Source organism: Allobosea sp. Root483D1, assembly GCF_001429505.1.
GTDB lineage: Bacteria > Pseudomonadota > Alphaproteobacteria > Rhizobiales > Beijerinckiaceae > Allobosea.
On record NZ_LMJW01000001.1, the window covers coordinates 341,927 to 358,741 of the forward strand.

Annotated in this window: 15 protein-coding genes; 14 read left to right on the forward strand and 1 reads right to left on the reverse strand. The window is 67.9% G+C overall.

Going from position 1 to position 16,815, the window contains the following annotated elements; genetic code table 11:
* Positions 1-34: 34 nt before the first annotated feature.
* From ASE66_RS01690 to ASE66_RS01730, 10 genes are all read left to right on the forward strand, one after another.
* Positions 35-991, forward strand: a complete 957-nt coding sequence (locus tag ASE66_RS01690) for a heme o synthase (RefSeq protein WP_057187839.1) — start codon at positions 35-37, stop codon at positions 989-991.
* Positions 988-1,164 carry a hypothetical protein gene (locus tag ASE66_RS31925; RefSeq protein ID WP_156411986.1) on the forward strand — a complete coding sequence of 59 codons (177 nt, stop codon included), beginning with the start codon at positions 988-990 and terminating at the stop codon, positions 1,162-1,164. The genes ASE66_RS01690 and ASE66_RS31925 overlap by 4 nt, the downstream gene beginning before the upstream one ends.
* 4 nt (positions 1,165-1,168) lie before the next feature.
* Entirely contained in the window at positions 1,169-1,747 is a 579-nt protein-coding gene (locus tag ASE66_RS01695) for a cytochrome c oxidase assembly protein (RefSeq protein WP_057187840.1), read from the forward strand.
* A 49-nt stretch (positions 1,748-1,796) separates the two neighbouring features.
* The gene (locus ASE66_RS01700; protein ID WP_057187841.1) at positions 1,797-2,654 is read left to right on the forward strand and encodes a cytochrome c oxidase subunit 3; all 858 of its coding nucleotides are present in this window, start codon (positions 1,797-1,799) and stop codon (positions 2,652-2,654) included.
* Positions 2,655-2,728: 74 nt separating this feature from the next.
* Positions 2,729-3,103 carry a DUF983 domain-containing protein gene (locus ASE66_RS01705; protein ID WP_057187842.1) on the forward strand — a complete coding sequence of 125 codons (375 nt, stop codon included), beginning with the start codon at positions 2,729-2,731 and terminating at the stop codon, positions 3,101-3,103.
* A complete protein-coding gene (locus ASE66_RS01710) occupies positions 3,100-3,867 on the forward strand; it encodes an SURF1 family protein (protein WP_057187843.1) in 768 nt (255 codons plus the stop codon). Before ASE66_RS01705 ends, ASE66_RS01710 begins: the two co-directional genes overlap by 4 nt.
* Positions 3,868-4,092: 225 nt before the next feature.
* On the forward strand, positions 4,093-5,508 hold the full coding sequence (gene thrC / locus ASE66_RS01715) for a threonine synthase (RefSeq protein ID WP_057187844.1): 1,416 nt from the start codon (positions 4,093-4,095) through the stop codon (positions 5,506-5,508).
* Positions 5,505-6,857, forward strand: coding sequence for a M16 family metallopeptidase (locus ASE66_RS01720; protein ID WP_082613125.1), 1,353 nt, complete (start codon positions 5,505-5,507; stop codon positions 6,855-6,857). Before thrC ends, ASE66_RS01720 begins: the two co-directional genes overlap by 4 nt.
* A gap of 5 nt (positions 6,858-6,862) precedes the next feature.
* Complete coding sequence (locus tag ASE66_RS01725; RefSeq protein WP_057187845.1) at positions 6,863-7,474, forward strand: GNAT family N-acetyltransferase; 612 nt, start codon at positions 6,863-6,865, stop codon at positions 7,472-7,474.
* 137 nt (positions 7,475-7,611) lie between these two features.
* Positions 7,612-10,464, forward strand: a complete 2,853-nt coding sequence (locus tag ASE66_RS01730) for an EAL domain-containing protein (protein WP_057188638.1) — start codon at positions 7,612-7,614, stop codon at positions 10,462-10,464.
* Positions 10,465-10,578: 114 nt separating this feature from the next.
* On the opposite strand, the gene ASE66_RS01735 is transcribed toward ASE66_RS01730, so the two are convergent.
* The gene (locus tag ASE66_RS01735; protein ID WP_057187846.1) at positions 10,579-11,190 is read right to left on the reverse strand and encodes a YqgE/AlgH family protein; all 612 of its coding nucleotides are present in this window, start codon (positions 11,188-11,190) and stop codon (positions 10,579-10,581) included.
* 206 nt (positions 11,191-11,396) lie between these two features.
* Here ASE66_RS01735 and ASE66_RS01740 point away from each other — a divergent pair, with 206 nt between their 5' ends.
* The 4 genes from ASE66_RS01740 to ASE66_RS01755 form a co-directional block, all read left to right on the forward strand.
* Positions 11,397-12,236: a protein-disulfide reductase DsbD domain-containing protein gene (locus tag ASE66_RS01740; protein WP_057187847.1), complete on the forward strand. Its 840-nt coding sequence runs from the start codon at positions 11,397-11,399 to the stop codon at positions 12,234-12,236.
* A gap of 45 nt (positions 12,237-12,281) precedes the next feature.
* Positions 12,282-12,767 (forward strand): peroxiredoxin, encoded by a 486-nt coding sequence (locus tag ASE66_RS01745; RefSeq protein ID WP_057187848.1) that lies wholly within the window; start codon positions 12,282-12,284, stop codon positions 12,765-12,767.
* Positions 12,768-12,991: 224 nt separating this feature from the next.
* Complete coding sequence (locus tag ASE66_RS01750) at positions 12,992-13,441, forward strand: GNAT family N-acetyltransferase (RefSeq protein ID WP_057187849.1); 450 nt, start codon at positions 12,992-12,994, stop codon at positions 13,439-13,441.
* A 245-nt stretch (positions 13,442-13,686) separates the two neighbouring features.
* The coding region (locus ASE66_RS01755) for an autotransporter-associated beta strand repeat-containing protein (protein ID WP_200964532.1) at positions 13,687-16,815 on the forward strand (3,129 nt) is incomplete at its 3' end.

Below are 16,815 nucleotides of genomic sequence, written 5' to 3' on the forward strand. Positions count from 1 at the left end.
CGGGCACCACGAAAATTGAAGTGAACGAGTTTCGATGTCTGCTGCCTTCGATCAGATCAACCAGGCTGACGACGGTGTCGCGCTGAGTTCCACCGGCGAGGCGCGCGACTTCTTCGCGCTGCTCAAGCCCCGGGTGATGTTCCTCGTGATCGTGACGGCGCTCGGCGGCATGGTCGCAGCGCCCGGCATGGTCAATCCGGTGATCGGCTTTGCCGCTCTCTTGGCGATTGCAGTCGGGGCCGGCGCCTCGGGCTGCCTCAACATGTGGTGGGACGCCGACATCGACGCGGTGATGACGCGCACTGCCGACCGTCCCATTCCCGCCGGACGCATCCTGCCCTCCGAAGCGCTCGCCTTCGGCCTGACGCTCTCGATCGGCTCCGTGCTGGTGCTCGGCCTTGTCGCCAATCTGCTCTCGGCGGCGATGCTGGCCTTCACCATCTTCTTCTACGCCGTCGTCTATTCGATGTGGCTGAAGCGAGCGACCCCGCAGAACATCGTCATCGGCGGCGCCGCCGGCGCCTTCCCGCCGATGATCGGCGAAGCGGTGGTCACCGGCGATTTCGGCCTGACCTCGATCGTGCTGTTCGCGATCATCTTCCTGTGGACGCCGCCGCATTTCTGGGCGCTCGCTCTGGTGAAGTCGGCTGACTACGCCCGCGCCGGCATCCCGATGCTGCCGAACGTCGCCGGCCCGGCCGCGACGCGCCGCCAGATCGTCGCCTATACGCTGGTGCTCGCCCCCGTCGCGGTGCTGCCGGCGCTGATGGGCTTCGGCGGGCTGATCTACCTGATCGTCTCGGTGGTGACGGGGCTCGCCATGATCGGCCTGTCGCTGCGCGTGCTGAAGGTCACCGAAGGCGAAGCAGCCAACAAGGCCGCCTATGCCCTGTTCGGCTTCTCGATCCTCTATCTCTTCCTGCTCTTCGCCGTGCTGCTGGCCGAGAACGGCCTCGGCTTGATGTGGGCACTGCCCAAGGTGCTGGGATGAGCCAGGACCCGCAGGACAAGAAGCAGCCACCGGCTCCCTTCTCGCCGGAGGACATGGCGAGGCGCAATCGCCGCTCGGTCGCGCTCGCGCTCGTGCTCGGCGGCCTCGTGCTGTTCTTCTTCATCGTGACGCTGGCCAAGACCGGGCCGGCGATCCTCAACCGGCCGCTGTGACGCGATGAACACCGCTTCCCGCAACCGCCGCACCGTTCTTGCCTGCAGCGCCGCCGTGCTCGCCATGACCGGGCTCTCCTTCGCCGCGGTGCCACTCTACAACCTGTTCTGCAAGGTCACCGGCTTTGCCGGCACGCCGATGGTCGGCACCGCCGCCACCGGCAAGACCAGCGACCGCATCGTCTCGGTCGCCTTCGACGCCAATGTCGCGCCGGCCCTGGGCTGGCGCTTCGAGGCGGAGAGGACGGAGATCAAGGCGCAGGTCGGCGTGACGCAGACGGTGTTCTACAAGATTACCAACACGTCCTCGCGGCCGATGACCGGCATCGCGACCTACAATGTCCAGCCGAACCAGTCGGGCGCCTATTTCGTCAAGATCCAGTGCTTCTGCTTCACAGAGACGACGCTGCAGCCTGGCGAGACCCTGGAAGCGCCGGTGGTGTTCTACATCGATCCCGAGATCGAGTTGAATCGCGAGCTCGCCAGCCTGAAAGCGATCACCCTGTCCTACACCTACTTCCCGTCGAAGAACGGGCAGCCGGTGGCGGAAAGCAAGGGTGACGGCAACCAATCGAAACTATAAAGCTGCGCGACAAGCGCTGCACTTCTATGGACGCGGAGACTTGAGCACGATGGCCGGGGCCCATACCAAGAACCACGACTACCATCTCGTCGACCCGAGCCCGTGGCCGATCGTAGGCGCCGCCAGCGCGACCATCATGGCGATCGGCGCGGTGATGTGGATGAAGGCGTTGCCGGTCGCCGGCATGCACATCGGCCCGCTGGTCTTCGGCGCCGGCCTGCTCGGCGTGCTCTACACCATGCTCGCCTGGTGGATGGACGTGATCCGTGAAGCCGAGCGCGAGGGTCATCATACCCGCGTGGTGCAGCTGCACCATCGCTACGGCATGATCATGTTCATCGCCTCCGAGGTGATGTTCTTCGTCGCCTGGTTCTGGGCCTTCTTCGACGCCAGCCTGTTCACCGGCGAGCCTATCCAGTACGCCCGCGCCGAGTTCACCGGCGGGCATTGGCCGCCGAAGGGCATCGAGACCTTCGACCCCTGGCACCTGCCGCTGCTCAACACGCTGATCCTCCTGACCTCCGGCACGACTGTGACCTGGGCGCACTACGCCCTGATCCAGGGCGACCGGAAGGGCCTGAAGCAGGCCCTGTGGCTGACCGTGATCCTCGGCATCCTGTTCACGATCACCCAAGGCTACGAGTACGCGCACGCCGCTTTCGCCTTCAAGGGCAACATCTACGGCGCGACCTTCTTCATGGCGACCGGCTTCCACGGTTTCCACGTCATCATCGGCACGATCTTCCTGGCGATCTGCCTGTGGCGCGTCTATCTCGGCCATTTCAAGCCGGACCAGCATCTCGGCTTCGAGTTTGCCGCCTGGTACTGGCACTTCGTCGACGTGGTCTGGCTGTTCCTGTTCGCCTCGATCTATGTCTGGGGTGCCGGGGTCCCGGCAGCACACTAGGCCCGGGCCGAAAGCGGCCGCGAACCTCGAGAGGGGCGGCCGCAAGGCCGCCCTTTCCATTTGAGGAGGCCGCGATGGCGCAGCCGAAGATAACACCGCCCTCACCCTTTTCGACGGGCCTCGCCGGCCGTTGCCCGCGCTGCGGCGAGGGCAAGCTGTTCGACGGCTATCTCAAGCTGAAGCCGCGCTGCTCCGCCTGCGGCCTCGACTTCGCTTTCGCCGATTCGGCCGACGGACCGGCGGTGTTCATCATGCTGATCGCCGGCTTCTTCGTGCTCGGCCTCGCGCTCTATGTCGAGATCGCCTACACCCCGCCGATCTGGCTGCATCTCCTGCTCTGGCTGCCGCTGGCGCTCGTCACCTGCCTCGGGCTGCTGCGGCCGATGAAGGGGCTGGCGGTCGCGCTGCAATATGCCAACAAGGCCGAGGAAGGCAGGCTGAAGAAGTGAGCGAACAGATTGCTTCCGCGAGCCGGCCAAAGCTGCTGCTGCCGGCCGCGCTGACCGTCATCGGCGTCGGCGTGCTCTTCTACCTCGGTGCCTGGCAATGGCAGCGCATGGACGAGAAGCGCGCCTTCATCACGCGGCTGGAGACGCAAGCGCAAGGTCCCGCCGTGGGGCTGCCGCCAGCAGGCGAGTGGCCGCGGCTCGATCCTTCCGCCCTCGACCTGACCCGCTCCGTTGCCAAGGGCAGCTATCTCGACGGCATCGCCGGCGTGCGCACCACCATCGCCGCCGGGCCGCCCGGCTCGCGCCAGCTCTCCGGCTTCGGCCGTTGGGTCTTCCAGGGCTTCCGGCTCGAGGACGGCGCGACGATCCTGGTCAATCGCGGCTTCGTGCCGGAAAGCCGCTTTGCGGTGATCGCCCCGGCAACCGGAGCAGCGACCATCACCGGTTATCTGCGCGCACCGGAGGCCCGCAACAACTTCACTCCTGCCGATCTGCCGCAGCAGCGCGAGTTCTATACGCGCGATCCCGCTGGTATCGCCGCAGCGCTCGGCTTGTCGGGGGCCGCTCCGTTCTATCTCGAAGCGGAACGCCAGGGCGACGGGTTGACGCCGCCGGCCGGCGTCGACGTCAAGGAATTGATCGGCCGCATCCCCGACAACCACCTGCAATATGCGCTGACATGGTGGGGGCTGGCGGCGACGCTGATCGGCGTGTTCGGCGCCTATGGCTGGCAGGCACGCAGGAAGCCGGCTGATACGCCTTGAGGGCTTTGCGAATCCTACAGCCCTCATCCTGAGAAGCGCTCTGCCGGAGCCCGTCTCGAAGGATGCTCCAGGAGGTTCCGGAGAGAGCTGGAGCCTCCTTCGAGACGCAAGCTACGCTTGCCCCTCCGGATGGGGCTCAGGGCGGTTAGCCGGTCTGCATAGCCGGGCTTTGCCCTCCTTTGCCAACGGGCCTATAGGATCAGCACGACATCAGAGATCATCACCGTGCTGCATATTTCGACCCGTGGCGAAGCGCCGACGCTCTCCTTTGCCGACGCGCTGCTCGCCGGACTTGCCCGTGACGGCGGCCTCTATCTGCCGCAAGCTCTGCCGCGCTTCAGCGCGCAGGAGATCGCCGGCTTCGCAGGCAAGCCCTATGCCGACGTCGCCGAGCGCATCCTCGGTGCGCTCGCCGATGGCGACATCGCGCCTGGCGCACTGAAAGCCATGATCGGCGAGGCCTATGGCAGCTTCCGCCATCCGGCCGTCTGCCCGCTCGTCCAGCTCGGCGACAACCTGTTCTCGCTCGAACTCTTCCACGGCCCGACGCTCGCCTTCAAGGACGTGGCGATGCAGCTGCTCGGGCGATTGATGGACCATGTGCTGGCGCAGCGCGGCGAGCGCGCCACCATCGTCGGCGCGACCTCGGGCGACACCGGCGGTGCCGCGATCGATGCCTTCAAGGGGCGGAGCTGCGTCGACGTCTTCATCCTCTACCCGCATGGCCGCGTCTCCGACGTCCAGCGCCGGCAGATGACCACGCCCCTGGCCGACAACGTCCACGCCATCGCGGTCGAGGGCACGTTCGACGACTGCCAGAACCTGGTGAAGGCGCTGTTCAACCACCACGCCTTCCGCGACGAACTGCGCCTCTCCGGCGTCAACTCGATCAACTGGGCGAGGATCGCGGCACAGGTGGTCTACTACTTCACCGCGGCGGTCGCACTCGGCTCGCCGCACCGGCCGGTCTCCTTTGCGGTGCCGACCGGCAATTTCGGCGACATCCTCGCCGGCTGGATCGCCAAGCAGATGGGCCTGCCGATCGGCCGGCTGATGGTCGGCACCAACAGCAACGACATCCTGGCGCGTACGCTGGAGACCGGCGTCTATGAGATGCGCGGCGTCGCGGCAACGACCTCGCCCTCGATGGACATCCAGATCTCCTCGAATTTCGAACGGCTGCTGTTCGAGGCGCATGGCCGCGACGGTGCAGCCGTGCGCCGGCTGATGCAGTCGCTGGCGCAGTCCGGCCGTTTCGAGATCGCCCCGGAGCCCCTCGCCCGCATCCGCGCCGATTTCGACGCGGTCTCGCAGGACGAGGCCTCGATCGCCAACGAAATCGGCACGGTCTGGCGCGAGGCCGGCTATCTGCTCGATCCGCACAGCGCGATCGGCGTCGCCGCGGCGCGCAAGCTGCTCGCGAGCGACCCGGCAACGCCGGTGGTCGCGCTCGGCACCGCCCACCCCGCCAAGTTCCCGGCGGCCGTCGCCGCGGCGAGCGGCGTCACGCCCGCCCTCCCTGCGCACCTCGCCGACCTGATGGAGCGCAAGGAGCGGTTCAGCCAGTTGCCGAACGACCAGGGCGAGCTCGAACGCTTCATCGCCGAGCGGGCCCGGGCCGTCAGGAGTGCCGCGGCATGACGGCGGCGAAGACCTTCAAGGCCAAGACCGAGAAGTCCCAGGCCGCGAAGCAGGGCGAGGCAGCAGGCCACGACCCTGCCGTCAGCCTGACGACGCTGCCATCGGGCCTGCGCATCGTCTCCGAGCGCATGGACCATGCCTCGACCGTCTCGCTCGGCATCTGGATCGGCGCCGGTGCGCGCGACGAGCTGCCGCATGAGCATGGCCTCGCCCATCTGCTCGAGCACATGGCGTTCAAGGGCACGGCCCGGCGCTCCGCCTTGCAGATCGCCGAAGAAATCGAGAGCGTCGGCGGCGACCTCAACGCCGCGACATCAGTCGAATACACCTGCTACACCGCCCGCGTGCTCGGCCAGGACCTGCCGCTGGCGGTCGACATCCTCGCCGACATCCTGACGCACCCCTCGCTGACCGAGGAGGAGCTGGCGCGCGAGAAGGGCGTGATTCTGCAGGAGATCGGCGCCGTGCAGGATACGCCGGACGATCTCGTCTATGACCGTTTCCTGCAGGCCGCCTTCCCGGAGCAGCCGCTCGGCCGGCCGATCCTCGGCACGGCGGAGACAGTGAAGAGCTTCACGCCGGACGCGATCCGCGCCTATCTCGGCCGGCACTACCATGCCGGCAACATGGTGCTGGCCGCCGCCGGCGCGGTCGATCACGCCGAGCTCGTCGCTTTGGCGGAACAGGCTCTCACCGGCCTGCCGGCGCAGCCCGCGAGCGCTCCCGAGGCGCGCTCGCCGGCAGTCTACCAGGGCGGCGAAGCCCGCATCGACGGCGACGAGGAGCAGGTCCACATCGTCCTCGGGTTCCCCGGCAAGCCGTTCAGCAATGGCGCGCATTATCCGCTGCAGATCTTCTCGGCGGTGCTCGGCGGCGGCCTGTCGTCGCGCCTGTTCCAGGAGGTGCGCGAGCGCCGCGGTCTCGCCTATGCGATCGACGCCTTCCACTGGCCCTTCTCCGATTGCGGCGTCTTCGGCATCAGTGCCGGGACCGCGCCGGAGGATGTCGGCGAGCTGGTCGAAGTCGCGCTCGACTGCCTCAGCCAGGCGGCCCGCGACGTCAGCGAGGTCGAGGTCGCCCGCGCCCGGGCGCAGATGAAGGTCGGTCTCCTGGCCTCGCTGGAGAGCCCCGGCGGCAAGCTCGAGCAGATGGCACGGCAGGTGCTGGTCTTCGGCCGAGCGATCCCGCGCGAGGAACTGGCGCGCCGGCTCGATGCGGTCAGCCTCGCCGATGTGCGCGCCGCCGGCCAGGCCCTGCTCGACGGCGTGGTCACGGTCGCCGCCGTCGGCCCGCTCGACGATCTCGCCCCGGCGAGCGCCGTGCGCGCCATGCTGGCGCGGGCCGCCTGACGACGATGGCCCTCTTCCGCTTCGCCACCGACCCGCCGGCGCGGCCCCTGATCAGGACCCAGAACCTGATCCTGCGTGCCCCGATCGCCGGCGACTATTCGGCCTGGGCGAGCTTGCGGATGGAGAGCCGCGACTTCCTCACCCCCTGGGAGCCGGTCTGGACCGAGGACGACCTGACCCGCGCCTCGTTCCGCCTGCGGGTCAAACGCGCCGCCCGCGAGATCGCGACGGACGAAGCCTACTCCCTGTTCATCCTCGACAGCCGCTCGGAGGCCATGCTCGGCGGGCTCACCCTCGGCCTCGTCAGACGCGGCGTCGCCCAGGCCTGCACGCTCGGCTACTGGATGGGCCAGCGCCATGCCGGCAAGGGCCACATGACCGAGGCGGTGCGCGGCGCGCTCGACTTCGCCTTCTCCGAACTCGCTTTGCACCGCGTCGAAGCCGCCTGCCTGCCGCATAACGAGCCCTCGCGCCGGCTGCTGGCGCGCGTCGGCTTCAAGCACGAGGGTGAGGCGCGCGGCTATCTGCGCATCAACGGCGTCTGGGCCGACCATCTGCTCTATGGCATCCTGGCCTCGGAGCTGCGTCGCCCCGCCGAAACCGATCGCAAGCTGTGAACAGGCCGGCATTGCCTTGCCCTCGCCACGTCCCACCGATACCACTGACCATCACGCCTGAAGAGTTCCCCGCAGAGCCCATCTTGTCATCGACACTCCGCTTCCTCCGGTCCGGCATCGCCGTTTTCGGCCTCCTGATGCTGGTGCTGCTCTCACTCCTGCGGCCGGCGCTGGCGGTCGATGCGCAGCGCGTGCCGCTCGACGTGCCGGTGCTCGACCTGACGGACGTGGTCGAACGCAACAAATCGGACGGCGACGTCATCCAGATCTCGACCGCGCCCGGTGCCGACGGCATCGTCCGGCGCATCGCTGTCAGGGCGCGCGAATCGGGGGCGCGGCCGGACTGGATCGTCTTCGCGCTGACCAATGATTCCGACGAGCAGATCGACCGATTGCTGGTCGCGCCGTTCCACCGGCTGATCGGTTCGGGCGTGATCTGGCCCGATCTCGGCGACCGCCGCATCGAGGCGGTCACCGCGAGCCAGGGCCTGCGACCCGAGCGCGAGGAAGCTCCCGACGCCGACATCTTCCAGATCACGCTCGACCCCGGCACCACCGTCACCTTCGTGGCGGAGCTGAAATCGCCGAACCTGCCGCAGCTCTATCTGTTCGAGCCGGAGGCCTACCGCCAGAAGACCAACGGCCTGACGCTCTACAAGGGCATCATCATCGGCATCGCTGGCCTGCTCGCGCTGTTCCTGACCATCATCTTCGTGGTCAAGGGCGCGGTGATCTTCCCGGCCGCCGCGGCGCTGGCCTGGGCGGTGCTGGCCTATGCCGGGCTCGATTTCGGCTTCTTCCAGCGCATCTTCCCGCTGACCCCGGCGATCGAGCGAATATACCGGGCCGGCGCCGAGGTGGTGCTGGCGGCAACGCTGCTCGTCTTCCTCTTCGCCTATCTCAACCTGTCGCGCTGGCATGTGCGCTACAGTCACATCACCATTGTCTGGATTCTCGGCCTCGCCGGCCTCGTCGGCCTTGCGGTGTTCGATGCGCCGATGGCGGCCGGCATCGCCCGCATCTCGATCGCCGCCGTCGCGACGGTCGGCTTCGTGCTGATCCTGCATCTTGCCACCCATGGCTATGAGCGGGCGGTGATGCTGATCCCGACCTGGTTCCTGCTGCTGGTCTGGGTGACGGCAGCGGGTTTCACCGTGGTCGGCCACGTCACGCGCGACCTCGTGCCACCGGCCCTGATCGGCGGCCTCATCCTGATCGTGCTGCTGATCGGCTTCACCGTGGTGCAGCACGCCTTCGCCGGCGGCGCCCTGGGTCAGGGGTTGGTCTCCGACACCGAGCGGCAGGCTCTCGCGCTCGCGGGCTCCGGCGATCTCGTCTTCGACTGGGACGTCTCCGCCGACAAGATCTTCGTCTCGCCTCAGACCGAGACGCTGCTCGGCTTGTCCAAGGGCGCACTCGAGACCTCCGCCGCGCGCTGGCTCGAGCACATGCACATCGCCGACCGCGACCGGTATCGCGTCTCGCTCGACGCGGTGATCGAGCAGCGCCGCGGCAAGCTCCAGCTCGACTTCCGGCTGCGTGCCGCCAATGGCGCCTATCACTGGTTCAGCCTGAGGGCGCGGCCGGTGATCGGCTCGGACGGCGAGGTCATCCGGGTCATAGGCACCCTCGCCGACGTCACCGAGCAGCGCACCGCACAGGAGCGCATGCTGCACGACGCCGTGCACGACAACCTGACCGGACTGCCCAATCGCGAGTTGTTCCAGGACCGGCTCACCGCCGTGTTCGGCTTCTGCCGCGCCGACGACGCCATCCGCCCGACCGTGATCGTCATCGACATCGACCGCTTCAAGCAGGTCAACGAATCGGTCGGCTTCTCGGCCGGCGATTCGATCCTGCTGACGCTGGCGCGCCGGCTCGGCCGCCTGCTCCGGACGCAGGACACGCTCGCACGGATCGGCGGCGACATCTTCGCGATGATCATCGTCTCGGAGAGCGATCCCGAGCGCATCCTGGCACTGGCCGAATTGATCCGCCGCGCCGTCTCGACGCCGATCACCTTCGCCGAACGCGAGATCGTGCTGACGCCCTCGATCGGCCTCACGCTCTTCGACGGCACGCCGACGGCACGCAAGGACGATGCGCTGAAGAACGCCGAGCTCGCCATGGCGCATGCCAAGAACCAGGGCGGCAACCTCGTCGAGGTCTTCGTCCCGGCGATGCGCACCGACCGCAACGACCGGCTCGCGCTCGAAAGCGACCTGCGCCGGGCGATCGAGCGCGGCGAGATCCAGGTGATGTACCAGCCGATCGTCAGGCTGGAGGACCGGACCATCGCCGGCTTCGAGGCGCTGATGCGCTGGGACCACCCGCGCGAGGGCCGGCTGCTGCCGCAGGACTTCCTCTCCATCGCCGAGGAGAGCGGGCTGATCGTCGATCTCGGCGTCTATGTGATGGACCGGACCGCGCGCGAGCTCGCCGCCTGGCAGGCCGCGCTCGAGGTCGAGCCGCCGATCTTCGCCAGCGTCAACGTCTCCAGCCGGCAGCTCCTCCGCCACGACCTCCTGCGCGACGTGAAGGCCGTGCTGTCGCGCCGGCGCGTGCTGCCGGGCACGCTCAAGCTCGAAATCACCGAGAGCCTGGTGATGGAGAACCCGGAATATGCGGCGCAGATGCTGTCGCGCATCCGCGATCTCGGCGCCGGCCTGTCGCTCGACGATTTCGGCACCGGCTATTCCTCGCTGTCCTATTTGCAGCGCTTCCCCTTCGACACGATCAAGATCGACCAGAGCTTCGTGCGCCAGATGGGCAACGGCAAGCCGCCGGTGATCCTGCGCTCGATCGTCCAGCTCGCGGCCGATCTGCAGATGGACGTGGTCGCCGAGGGCGCCGAGACCGAGTCGGACGCGATCGAGCTCTACCAGCTCGGCTGCCAGTACGCGCAGGGCTACACCTTCGGCCAGCCGATGACGGCGGCGGAAGCGCGGCGGCTGGTGGGCGCGTCGAGCTCGTCCTTCGAGGCGGCGTGAGAATAGGCCGTCATTCTTGGGCTTGACCCGAGAAACTCATGACGAGAAAGCTCTGTCCGATGCCTCGTCCGGCCTGAGATGCTCGGGTCAAGCCCGAGCATGACGAGCCTCCCTTCAGGCGTGACCGGCGTCCTTCGACAGGAAGGCCTGGTCGATGCCGAGCTTGTTGAGCGCCCGCGTATATTTGGTGTCGAGCGCGTCGTCGAAGAGCAGCGCCTCATCCGCGGCGCAATGCAGCCAGCCATTGGACTGGATCTCGGATTCGAGCTGCCCAGCGCCCCAGCCGGCATAGCCGAGCGCCAGAACCGCATTCTCCGGCCCGGTCCCGACGGCGATGGCGCGCAGGATGTCGAGCGTCGCGGTCAGGCAGATGCCGTCGTCGATCGGCAGCGTCGCCGATTCCAGGAAGAAATCGGCGCTGTGCAGGACAAAGCCACGCTTGGTCTCGACCGGCCCGCCGCGTAGCACCTTCATCTTCTCGGCCTGGCTCGGCAGGCGGATCGCCTGATCGGGCGGGATCACGTCGAGCTGAACGAGCAGCTCCGGAAAATGCGTGTCGGCAGCAGGCTTGTTGACGATGATCCCCATCGCGCCATCCTCGGAATGGGCACAGAGATAGACGACGCTGCGGGCGAAGCGCTGATCGCTCATGCCCGGCATGGCGATCAGGCACTGCCCGTCGAGATAGCTGCGACCGCTGATGCGCTGGTTCGACCCGAGATTCATGCTGCCATGCTAGAGCATGATGGGCTGGTGTGGGAACCATTTTGGCTCAGGAGCGATCTCGGAATTTCCGGCGCAGCCCGAAGCGCAGGCTCGGCCCCTGCCGCAATGCTGGCGCAAAGCTGGGGATGCTTGGCGCTCTCCCGAAGCCGGATCACAGCACCGGCATTGTCCTCGCAAAATCCGGCTGGATCGCCTAAATCAGACGCGTGAAAACAATCACGGCCCTTACTCTCTTCGCCGCGCTGGCGCTCGGCTCACCGGCTTCCGCCCAGGACGCCGCGGTTTCGCCGTGGTCGAAGGCCGCCTATTCGTCGATGCGCCTGATCGCGGGTGCGACCGCCCCGTCGGGCAAGCAGCGCGTCGGCGTCGAGATCACGATGTCGCCGGGCTTCAAGACCTATTGGCGCAGCCCCGGCGATGCCGGCGTGCCGCCGGTCTTCGACTGGAGCGGCTCGGAGAATGTCGGCGGGCTCGATGTGCGCTGGCCGACGCCTGAGCGCTTCGAGGACGGCGCCGGCTCCGGCATCGGCTATGTCGGCGAGGTGGTGGTGCCGGTCTCGATCCAGCCGGTCGATCCGGCGCGGCCGGTGACCGTGGTGCTGAAGCTCGACTATGCGGTCTGCGACAAGATCTGCGTTCCCGCGAAGGGCGAGGCGCGGCTCTGGCTCGAGCCCGGCGTCACCTCGGTGACCTCGCCGCGACTGGAGCAGTTCGAGGCGCGGATTCCGCATGCGGTCAAGCTGGGGGCGACCAGCGACCGCCTCTCGATCCTCGAAGTCACGCATAGTGACGCCGCGGTGAAGCTGTCGCTGAAAGCGCCCGAGGGCGGCTCGGTCGACGACGTCTTCGTCGAGGGTGCCGGCATGTGGTCCTTCGGCCGGCCGATGCTGATGCCCCAGCCGGACGGCACGGTCTCCGCGAAGCTGAAGATCGTCGAGCGTCCCAAGGGCGCGACCGGCCAGACGCCGCTCATCATCACCGTGCGCGGAAAGCCGCAATCGGTCGAGACGCGGCTCGAACTCGACATCGGCACGGCGAAGCCGTAACCCTGCCTTCGAAGCGGCGCGCTGCCGCATGCAGGAGATACGGACATGGCGATCAAGGTCGGTGACAAGCTTCCGCAGGCGACGTTTCGCGTGATGACGGCCGACGGGCCGGCGGCCAAGACCTCGGACGAGCTGTTCAAGGGCCGCAAGATCGTGCTCTTCGCGGTGCCGGGCGCGTTCACGCCGACCTGCCACAAGAACCACCTGCCCGGCTATGTGAACAAGGCGGCCGAGATCAAGGGCAAGGGCGTCGAGGAAATCTTCGTCACCGGCGTCAACGACGTCTTCGTCATGGACGCCTGGTCGAAGGCAACCGGCGGCGTCGGCGTGATCACCTTCCTCTCCGACGGCAATGCCGATTTCGCCAAGGAGATCGGCCTGTCGATGGACGGCTCGGGCTTCGGCCTCGGCACGCGCTCGCAGCGCTATTCGATGGTCGTCGAGGACGGCGTCGTGACCGCGCTCAACGTCGAAGACGCGCCGGGCAAGGCCGATGTCTCCGGCGCCGAGGCCCTGCTCAACCAGCTCTGAGCCTGCAACGTCATTTTCGGGCGAAGCGCAGCGCAGACCCGAGAATCTCCTGACGAGAAGGCGCTTGCTGGCGCCTCATCCGGCGAGAGATGCTCGGGTCGAGCCCGAGCATGACGCCTGCTGAATTCCAGCACCGAATCCGATCGATCCGATCTGCGCTTGTCATGAGACAGCGCCGAAGACCGCCGCTAGCCTCCTCGGAATAGCGAGGAGACGCCAAGCCCATGTCAGAGATCAACATCCGCCCGCTCACGGCCGATGACCGCGCCGCCTGGGAGCCGCTCTGGCAGGGCTACCTTACCTTCTACAAATCGTCGCTGACGCCGGAGACGACGGACACCACCTTCGCGCGATTGACGGGCGGGCAGGAGCCGATGGGCGGCTTCATCGCCGAGCGCGACGGCCGGGCGATCGGCATCGTCAACTATGTGCTCCACCGCACGACCTGGAGCCAGAAGGAGATCTGCTACCTGCAGGACCTCTTCACCAGCGAAGAAGCGCGCGGCCACGGCGTCGGCCGCAAGCTGATCGAAGCCGTCAGGCAGATGGCCGAGGCCAAGGGCCTGTTCCGCGTCTACTGGCAGACGCATGAGAGCAACCTGCAGGCGCAGGAGCTCTACGACAAGGTCGCGCAGAAATCCGGCTTCATCGTCTACCGGCAGCCGCTGGGCTGAGCGGCGGGCCGCCCTGCGCTCCATCGGTTTGAACGCTCGCTTCCGCAGCGAAACCTGCAGCAAATTCGCCACACTTTATCGATTTGGCGGGATGTGAACGGCTGTTCATTGCCTCCTGCCCGCCCCGGCCTAAGCCTGCGTCCACGGTAGGGTTGGGCAATCTCATGATATCCGTCATCACTCCTGCGAACAGCGGGACATCTCGTACGCGGCTCGCCTCGCGGCTGCTCGCGGGCACGGCACTCATGCTGCTTTTGTCCGCCGGCCATGCGCTCGCAAATGGCGGGCGCGGCGGCGACCGAAGCAGCGCGCAACCCGGCTCCGGCGGCCCGGGTGGCATCGACAACCCGACGGGCGCCGGCGGTGCGGGCGTCCGGGGCCAAACAACCCCAGGAGGCAACGCGGGCGGTGGCGGCGGCGGCGCCGGCGCTGTCAGCGGCGGAGCTGGCGGGCTCCCCGGCACCGGCATCACTGGCGAAGGCCAGGGCGGCGATGGTGGCGTGCATGGTAGTGTCGGCGCGGCGCTGCCTGTCGGCGCCAAGACCGGCAGCAATGGCGGCGACGGTAACTCCGGCTACAACTATTCCGGCGGCGGCGGCGGCGCTGGTGGTTATGGTGCCGTGGTCACGGGCACGGGCGCGACGGGAGCAATCGCCGGCACGCTCACCGGCGGCAATGGCGGCCATGGCGGTGGTAGCTTTTATGGTTTCGGCGGCGGTGGCGGCTCCGGCGGCATCGGCCTGCTCTTCACCGATGGCAGTGCTACGCAGACCCTGACCATCGACGGCACGATCCAGGGCGGCAAGGGCGGAAACGGCGGCTCGTATGTGTCGGACGGCACTGGCGCCGCCGGCGCGGCCGGCGTTGGCGGCGCCGGCCTGGTCTTCACCAATGGCGGCGCGACGACGACCCTGACCGTCAACGGCACGATCCGGGGTGGCGATGGCGGGCGCGGCGGCTCGAATTTGCCGACGTCTTTTGGTCGGACCCCTAATCCAGGCGAAGAGGCGAACGGCGTCGGCGCTGCCGGCGGCGCGGCCATCATCGGTGCCGGCCTTTCGATCACCAACAACGGTACGATCGTGGGCGGCCTCTCAGGCGACGGCTCGGAGCGCGCCGCGGCGATCCACTTCACCGGCGGCAGCAACAGGCTAACGATGGGCAACGCCATTGCCACCATCATCGGCGGCATCGTCATCGACACGGGCACGCTGACCTTCGACCAGACGACGAACATCACGATCAGCAACGTCATCAGCGGCGGCGGCGGCGTGGGCAAGGATGGGGCGGGCACCGTCGTGCTCTCAGGTGCCAACACCTACACCGGCGGGACGACGCTCATCCAAGGCAAGCTCTCGGTTTCGCAGGACGCCAATCTCGGCGCATCCTCCGGCGGACTCACCTTCAGCGGCGCCAGCACCTTGCTGGTTACGGCGAGCTTCACGACAGCGCGGGCAGTGGTGCTCAACGCCAACGGCACCGTCGAGGTGGCCGCGGGCCAGGGCCTCACGATGGATGGCGCCATCGCGGGCACGGGCGGCCTCTTCAAAACCGGCAGTGGGACGCTGATCCTGACCGGCACCAACACCTATACCGGCGGCACCACGGTCACCGGCGGCGGGCTCTCGATTTCGAGCGAGGCTAATCTCGGCAATGTCTCGGCAGGGCTGACGCTGGACGGCGGCACACTGATCGTCACCGCCGATATCGTCTCCGGACGGGCTGTGACGCTGGGAGCCGGCGACGGCACCATCGAGACGACCACCGGCAACCTGACGGTGAATGCCATTGTCGGCGGCAGCGGCGGGCTGACCAAGAGCGGCACGGGGACGCTGACGCTGAGCGGCGTCAACACCTATGCCGGCGGGACGACGATCTCGGGCGGCAAGCTCTCGATCTCGTCCGATGCCAATCTCGGCAATGTCTCGGGCGGCCTGACGCTGGCTGGCGGCACGCTGCAGGTGACGAACAACGTCACCCTGGCGCGCGCAGTGACATTGTCGGGCACTGGCGGCGGCATCGAGATCGATGCCGGCCGCGCCGTGCTCCTGACCGGCGCCATCACCGGCACGGGCGGCCTGACCAAGACCGGTGGCGGCACGCTCGCCCTGCAGAACAACAGCAGCTATTCCGGCGCCACGCTGGTCCAGGCCGGAACGCTGGTCGGCAGCTCGTCGACGGCCTTCTCGGCGAACTCGAACTTCACCGTTTCGGCCGGCGCGACGCTCGAAGTCAGCGATGTCCCGGGCCTCGTCGCCACGGTCGGCTCGCTCGCCGGCGCGGGCGCCGTCCAGCTCGGCTCGGGCTCAACGCTGAAGGCGGGCAGCAGCAACGCCTCGACGACGTTCTCGGGCATGATCTCGGGCAATGGCGCGCTCGACAAGACCGGCACCGGCACGCTGACGCTGACTGGCGCCAACACCTATGGTGGCGGCACGACGGTGTCGGGCGGCAAGCTCGTGGTCAACGGCTCGATCAAGGGCGCGGTGACGCTGAGCGGCGGCGCGCTCGGCGGCTCCGGCACGATCGGCGCGCTCGCGGTCGCGAGCGGCGGCACGGTGGCGCCGGGCAACTCGATCGGGACGCTCACCATCAACGGCAACGTCGCCTTCGCGAGCGGCTCGACCTATCAGGTCGAGATCAACGCCGCCGGGCAAAGCGACAGGATTGCCGCCACGGGCTCGGCCACGATCACGGGCGGCACGGTCCAGGTCCTGGCCGAGGCCGGCAACTACGCGGCGAGCACGACCTACACCATCCTGACCGCGACCGGTGGCGTCACCGGCCGCTTCAGCACCGTCACCTCGAACCTCGCCTTCCTGACGCCCTCGCTGAGCTATGGCGCCCAGAACGTGACGCTGACCATGACCCGCAACGCCACCGGCTTCGGGCCGGGCGCGGGCACGACCTTCGTCGCCTCGACCCGCAACCAGGGCTTCATCGCCAATGCGGCCGAGGCGCTCGGCGCCGGCAATGCGGTCTATGACGCGCTGCTCTCGGGCACCGCCGCCGAGGCCCGCGCCGGCTTCGACATGCTGTCCGGCGAGGCGCATGCACAGGGCGTCAGCGTCCTGATCGACGAGAGCCGTCTGGTGCGCGACACCATCCTGTCGCATCTGCGTGGGCCGCTGCTGACGCAAGCTCCCGGACAGGTCGCGGCGAGCTTTTCCGCCGACCTGCCCGGCCGCAAAGGCGCGGTGCTGATGGCCGCACCGCTTCCGCAGCCGCGCTACAGCTTCTGGGGCGAGGCCTTTGGCGGCACCGGCAACAGCGATGCCGACGGCAATGCCGCGAGCCAGTCGCGTCGCACCGGCGGCGCCCTGCTCGGCGCCGATCTGATGCTCTACGACGCCCCCGGTTCCTCGCTGAAGCTC

Coding starts and splice junctions, on each gene's coding strand:
- ASE66_RS01690 (WP_057187839.1), top strand. CDS start 35: ATGTCTGCTGCCTTCGATCAGATCAACCAGGCTGACGACGGTGTCGCG.
- ASE66_RS31925 (WP_156411986.1), top strand. CDS start 988: ATGAGCCAGGACCCGCAGGACAAGAAGCAGCCACCGGCTCCCTTCTCG.
- ASE66_RS01695 (WP_057187840.1), top strand. CDS start 1,169: ATGAACACCGCTTCCCGCAACCGCCGCACCGTTCTTGCCTGCAGCGCC.
- ASE66_RS01700 (WP_057187841.1), top strand. CDS start 1,797: ATGGCCGGGGCCCATACCAAGAACCACGACTACCATCTCGTCGACCCG.
- ASE66_RS01705 (WP_057187842.1), top strand. CDS start 2,729: ATGGCGCAGCCGAAGATAACACCGCCCTCACCCTTTTCGACGGGCCTC.
- ASE66_RS01720 (WP_082613125.1), top strand. CDS start 5,505: ATGACGGCGGCGAAGACCTTCAAGGCCAAGACCGAGAAGTCCCAGGCC.
- ASE66_RS01725 (WP_057187845.1), top strand. CDS start 6,863: ATGGCCCTCTTCCGCTTCGCCACCGACCCGCCGGCGCGGCCCCTGATC.
- ASE66_RS01730 (WP_057188638.1), top strand. CDS start 7,612: ATGCTGGTGCTGCTCTCACTCCTGCGGCCGGCGCTGGCGGTCGATGCG.
- ASE66_RS01735 (WP_057187846.1), bottom strand. CDS start 11,190: ATGAATCTCGGGTCGAACCAGCGCATCAGCGGTCGCAGCTATCTCGAC.
- ASE66_RS01745 (WP_057187848.1), top strand. CDS start 12,282: ATGGCGATCAAGGTCGGTGACAAGCTTCCGCAGGCGACGTTTCGCGTG.
- ASE66_RS01750 (WP_057187849.1), top strand. CDS start 12,992: ATGTCAGAGATCAACATCCGCCCGCTCACGGCCGATGACCGCGCCGCC.